This is a genomic window from Amycolatopsis kentuckyensis (genome assembly GCF_002155975.1).
GTDB classification, from domain to species: Bacteria; Actinomycetota; Actinomycetes; order Mycobacteriales; family Pseudonocardiaceae; genus Amycolatopsis; species Amycolatopsis kentuckyensis.
In genome coordinates this window covers 1-5,390 of record NZ_MUMI01000658.1, presented here as the reverse complement: position 1 = coordinate 5,390, position 5,390 = coordinate 1, and the positions used below count along the sequence as shown (strand labels likewise).

Annotated in this window: 3 protein-coding genes and 1 pseudogene; 1 reads left to right on the top strand and 3 read right to left on the bottom strand. The window is 73.7% G+C overall.

Translation table 11 applies throughout. The features are described from left to right. Window positions 1-24: 24 nt before the first annotated feature. The 3 genes from CCN39_RS45020 to CCN39_RS45010 all read right to left on the bottom strand — a co-directional run bounded on the left by CCN39_RS45020 (window position 25) and on the right by CCN39_RS45010 (window position 4,656). Window positions 25-495, bottom strand: a complete 471-nt coding sequence (locus tag CCN39_RS45020) for a helix-turn-helix domain-containing protein (protein ID WP_086852995.1) — start codon at window positions 493-495, stop codon at window positions 25-27. 179 nt (window positions 496-674) lie between these two features. Next, window positions 675-2,357, bottom strand: a complete 1,683-nt coding sequence (locus CCN39_RS45015) for an LCP family protein (RefSeq protein ID WP_086852993.1) — start codon at window positions 2,355-2,357, stop codon at window positions 675-677. A 145-nt stretch (window positions 2,358-2,502) separates the two neighbouring features. Then, window positions 2,503-4,656 (bottom strand): phospholipase A2, encoded by a 2,154-nt coding sequence (locus tag CCN39_RS45010; protein ID WP_086852991.1) that lies wholly within the window; start codon window positions 4,654-4,656, stop codon window positions 2,503-2,505. A 163-nt stretch (window positions 4,657-4,819) separates the two neighbouring features. On the opposite strand from CCN39_RS45010, the pseudogene CCN39_RS45005 reads away from it, so the two are divergent. Next, a pseudogene (locus tag CCN39_RS45005) lies at window positions 4,820-5,390 on the top strand (hypothetical protein); the annotation flags it as partial.

Genomic DNA, 5,390 nt, shown 5'->3' with positions numbered 1-5,390 from the left:
GGAGGGTGAGGGACCCGCCCCGGATCAGCGGGAGGTGTAGCGGCGGAGGCGGGCGACCAGGTCGACGGTCGGCAGGCGGCACAGCTCGGCCATGCGCTCGAGCGCGGGCAGGTCGAGGGCGACCTCGCCGCCACCCTGCTCGCCGGCCTGCCGCAGGCGGTCCTCGGCCCAGCGGCGCAGCGGCAGCAGGTCGGCCTGGGCGTCGGCGACGACCTTGCGCAGGTCGACGCGGACCCGCCCGGGCTCGTCGAGGAACACCCGGCGGTGCACCTTGGCCAGCAGGTCATGGGGGAGTTCGTCCATCGCGACGCACAGCTCGACCAGGCGCACGACGGAGCACTGTCTGGTGCCCAGCTCGTAGGTGGCCAGCGTCTGCAGCGAGATTTCGCTCTGCAAGTGCTGGTTCAGCTCCTTGCGCGTCCACCCTCGGCTGCGCCGGAGCTTGCGGAGCTCGTCTCCGAGGATCCGCTGGTACTCCTCAGCGTCGATCAGCACATCAATGTCCCCTGCCGTGCGCTCCCACGGCACCGCACGGGCGTGATGATTCCCGTGCAGGTGCACCCTCACGAGTATGTAAGTGCGCTGGGGCCCGCCCCTTACGCGATTTCGGGCATGTCTTTGATACCGATTGCGCGAGTTAGGCCGAATGGGTTAACGCCGGCTCGCCGACCGGCTCAGTTCACGCAGGGAACGCCCTCGGCGGTGATCGGCTTCTCCTGGTCGTCGGAGGCCGGCGGCGGCGCGGCAGCCTGCGACGTTGCGCCCGCGGCACCCGAGCCCGAGTTCGAGCTCGCGGTGGCGTTCGTGCCCTCGTAGTCGGCGCCGAGGAACACCGTGACATGCCCGGCCTGGACGCTCTTGTCCTCTTGGATCGTGGGCGAGCCGCCCAGCGCGTCCGCGACGGCCTGGCCCTTGTCCTTGCCGCCCTTCGGCACCCAGATCACCGTGGTCTTGCGCGCGGTCGCGTTGGCCGTCTCGCCGGGGGTGAAGCCCTTGCCTTCCAGGGTCTTGGCGACGTTCGCCGCGAGGCCGGTGCGGCCGGAGGCGTTGCGGACGTCGACCGTGGTCGCCTTGTTGGCGGGGTCGGCCTGCTCGGCCGGCGGGGCCGACTCACCCGGCTGCGGCCCGGCGAGCCCCTGCACGAACTGCTTCACCGCGGCGGGGTCGACCTGGATGGCGACGCCGTCCTCGGGCGTCCGGTACTCGATGTTCTTCACCGGGATCGTGCGGAACTCGAGCTGGCCGCCGGTCAGGCCCTTCATCTGCTGGGCGAACCCGAAGATGTCCCAGTTCTGGTTGAGCACGACCGACTTCTTGATCGCCTCGATCAGGTCGTTCAGCTTGCCGGGGTTGGTCAGCGTGCCGGCCGAGAGCACCTTGCGCGCCATGCCGGCCATGAACACCTGCTGGCGGACCACGCGGTCGAGGTCGCCGTTCGGCAGGCCGTGGCGCTGCCGGACGAACTCGAGAGCCTCGACACCGGAGATCGTGTGCTGGCCCTTGGTGAAGTTCGCGCCGGAGTACTGGTCCTTGACCGTGTTGTTCAGGCAGACGTCGACGCCACCGATGGCCTTGGTGATCTCGCTGAAGCCGAGGAGGTTCACCGCGGCGTAGTTGTCGATGGTCGACCCGGTGAGCTTCTCGACCGTCTCGATCAGCTCCTTCGCCCCGGCCTGGTTGGCCTTGACGTCGAGTTCCTTCGGGTCGGTGACGCCCTGCTTCTGCAGGTCCTTGCGGGCCGACAGCATCGCCCGCGCGTACGCCGAGTTGATCTTGTGCTTGCCGTAGCCGCCCGGGATGTCGACGTAGGTGTCGCGCGGCAGCGAGATCGCGACGGCCTTGCTGCCGTCGTTGGGGATGTGCACGAAGATCAGCGAGTCGGTGTTGAGCTCGCCGTCGGCGTCGCCGGCGCGCAGCTCGTCGAGCACTTCGCGGGGCAGCGGATTGCCCTGGGCGTCGGTGCGGCTGTCGAGGCCGACCAGCAGGATGTCGCGGGCGCCGTCGGCGGGCTTGTCGCCACCGCCGCCGTCGCTGATCACGTTCGTGTAGTTCAGCCCGTTGACCAGGCCCTGCATGGCCGCCCAGGCGTACCCGGTGAGGCCCATCACCAGCAGCGAGACGACGGCCAGCGCGACCTTCGCGCCGTGGAAGGAGTTGCGGCGGGCGCGCGGGGCCGGGCGGGGCTGCTGACGGCCGGGCGGCGGCGCGGCGGCGCGGCGCGTGTCCGCTGGTTCGCGGCGAGGTGCGGGGCGGCGCGGCGGTGGGGTGCCACGCCGTGCGTCGTCGCGGCCTGGCTCGTCCTGCCAGGGCCGGGCGGGGCGGCGGCCGCCTTGCCCGTTCCGAGGCGGGTGATCCACGCGGGCGACTCCTCACTGCATCGAACGGGTGGTGCTAGGGATTGGGACGCATGGTGCCTGCCCCGGGTTGCCGTAGCGTTACACATCCCCCCACGAATGTGTCATGCACCACCCAGTTTCCCGCATGTTCGACGGTTTCGCCTGGTCAGGACGTCGCGTTCGCCGGTGGCCTCGCCGGGATGAGGGTTCCCGCGGCGGCCAGTAGCGCAAACCCGGCCGTGACGGCGTGGAGCGTGACGCCGAGGAAGCCCGGCGTGCTGCCGTCGGCGGCGAACAGCAGCGACGGCGCACAGGCGAGCGCCGTGACCAGCCACGTACCGGTCGCCGCGCCGGCCCCGATCCGGATCGTGTGCAGCAGGAACACCCCGAGCAGCAGGTGCACCAGGCTCTGGATCGGGTCGAGCCGCAGGCCGAGCAGGTCGGCGTCGGCGGCGACCCCGCCGAAGCGGGTCAGCGCGAAGCCGAACACGCCCAGCGTCGCGTAGCCGATCCCGAGCCCGGCCGCGGCCCGGGTGAGCACCGCCGTCCGGCGGCCGGGGTGGTCGGCCGCGCGCGGCTGCCGGACGCCGTGGCTGTGCCGTTCGAACCACCAGAAGACCAGGGTCGCGGGCACGGCCAGCAGCCCCACCGCGACCAGCGTGCGCGGGCGGATCAGCCAGCTGAGCCCGTCGGCGATCCGGCCGGGCAGGTAGACGACGGCGACCAGCAGCAGCATCGCGGCGAGGAACGCCAGGTAGAGGCTCATCGGCGCGCGCAGGACGAACCGGCAGGCGCGGGCGACGCCCGGCCGGTCGCCGAGCCTGCCGAGCGGGCCGGCCAGCAACCCGAGCACACCCAGCTGGACCAGGCCGAGCAGCAGCACGCCCCACGGCGGGGCGGAGAACGCGGCGGGCGCGCCCGGGCTGCCGAGCAGGACGGGTGGCCCGTCCCGCAGGACGCTCATCCCGGCGAGGCCCGCGACCCCGGCCGCGGCCGCGGCGGCGAACAGCCGCCGCGACGGGCGGACGCCGTCGGCGTGCGCGAAGGCGAGTTGCTGGGCGAGCAGGGCGATGGCGAACGTCGCCGCGTAGCGGGGCAGCGGCGAACCGGACCAGCTCGCGGCCAGCTCCCCGGCGGCGACCAGGGCGAGCAGCCCGGCGGCCGCGCCCACCGGCGCCCGGCGGTGCAGGGCCAGCAGCGGGGGCGCGCAGACGATGGTCAGCAGGTAGACGCCGAGCAGCCAGAGCGGGTGCAGCGCGATCCGCATCACCGTGGCCGTCGTTCCCGCCGGGCTGCCGAGCAGTTCGAGCGCGAGCGGCGTCAGCAGCGCGACGACGGCGAAGATCAACGCCGGCCGCAGCAGCGGGCTCGCGCGTTCGGCCAGGTAGTGGCGGTAGCCGCCGCCCGCCTCCTGCTCGGCGCGCCAGCCGGCCGCGTTGGCGTGGCCGCCGGCGAAGTAGATCAGCGGGGCGAGCTGGGCGAGCCAGGTCAGCGGCCAGAGCGCCGGCTCGGGCGCCCCGGCCCAGTGCGCGAGCGCCGTCACCGATTCGCCGAGCAGCAGGAGGACGACCCCGCCGGCGCCGAGCAGCGCCCACCGGCTGACCTCCGCGGGATCGGCGAGGGGAACGGGCGCCCGCGGCTCGCGCCGGGCCCGCAGCCAGCCGCGCAGCCGGAAGACCAGCAGGCAGCCGATCACCAGCACGCCGGCGACCATCGGGCCGATCGGGTCGCCGACCGGCGGGCCCCACCGCTGGTGCCAGGAGTTGACGACCAGCCCGGCCGAGTAGAAGGAGGCGACGGCCCGGCAGGTGAGCGCCGAGTTCATCGGGTTGAGGTCGCAGGCGTGGTGCATGTCGTAGGACAGCCGGTCGTCCAGGGCCTCCCGGACCTCCGGGCCGAGCGGGTGGCCCTTGCGGTCGGCGTAGCGGAGCAGGTCGTAGCCGAGGTCGTGGGCCTTGCACGGCACGGCGTAGTCCCACTTCGTGTTGTCGTCGCCCCACGGCGTCGAGCAGCCGCCGTCGACGTGCACGGCGCGGACGGTGCCGTCCCGCGCCGGCATCGCGCCCGGGGTGACGCCGCTGAGCGCGGTGAAGTCCTTCGGCAGCCGGGCGAGCGCGTCGGGGTGCGGGCCGGGGTGGACCAGCGCCTCGATGGCGTTTTGCGCGGCCAGTACGTCACCGGTGGGCGGCCCCTGGTCCGGCGGCGACGGCGGGCGCGAGGCGATCAGCCCGAAGGCGAAGACGACCAGCAGGACCAGCAGCAGCCACCCGGACGTCGACCAGGGTCGGCGGGTGCGTGGCGGAGGGGTCGGTGCCGGCATGGGTTCAAGGGTGCCAGCCGCGTTCGGCGGCCGACATGGGGATAACCGCAGGATTGCCTTGCGGTTTTCCGCAGGCTGCCCGGACGGCTGCCCGTTCTGCCCTTCCTCGGTGGGAACGTCCTGGTGAAACTGGGGAGAGGGGCGCGGCGACCAGGAGGCAGCAGTGCGCTCGACCGAGCTCGCCGTGCCCGCGGAGAACACCGTGCGCGCACTGCGCCGGCTCGCCCCCGGCGCCCGGTTGCGCACGCCGCGCACACCGGAGCTGCGGGTGATTGCCGCGGCGCTGCGCGAGTGCGCGCCGCCCGAGCTGGCCCGGGTGCATCCCGGCCCGGTCACCCGGGCGGTGCTGGCCGCTCAGCTGCGGGCGCTGGACCGCGCGATGACGGGCTTCTTCGCCGCGGGGGTTCCGGAGTCCGCCCGGCTGGTCAGGGCCGCGCGGTTCGGCAGAGTCCGGCCGGGCAGGCGGCTGCGCGACCGGCTGGACACCGAGCCGGGCCTGCGAACGGCGGCACTGGCCTGGGCGGAGGCGCTCGGGCACCGGCTCCTGGCGGGCGAGCTGCGCGGGGCCCGCGAGGTCCCGGAGGAAGAGGACGGCCGGCTGGCGGCGGAGCTGGCGGTGGCGGAGTTGCTGCCGCGCGCCGAGACCGGGACAGGCGGGCGCGAGGTGCTGCTGCCCTGGCCGACCGGTGGTTCGGCGGCGGGTGGTGGTTCGGCGGGTTCGCTGGGGTCGGGGC

Coding starts and splice junctions, on each gene's coding strand:
- CCN39_RS45010 (WP_086852991.1), bottom strand. CDS start 4,656: ATGCCGGCACCGACCCCTCCGCCACGCACCCGCCGACCCTGGTCGACG.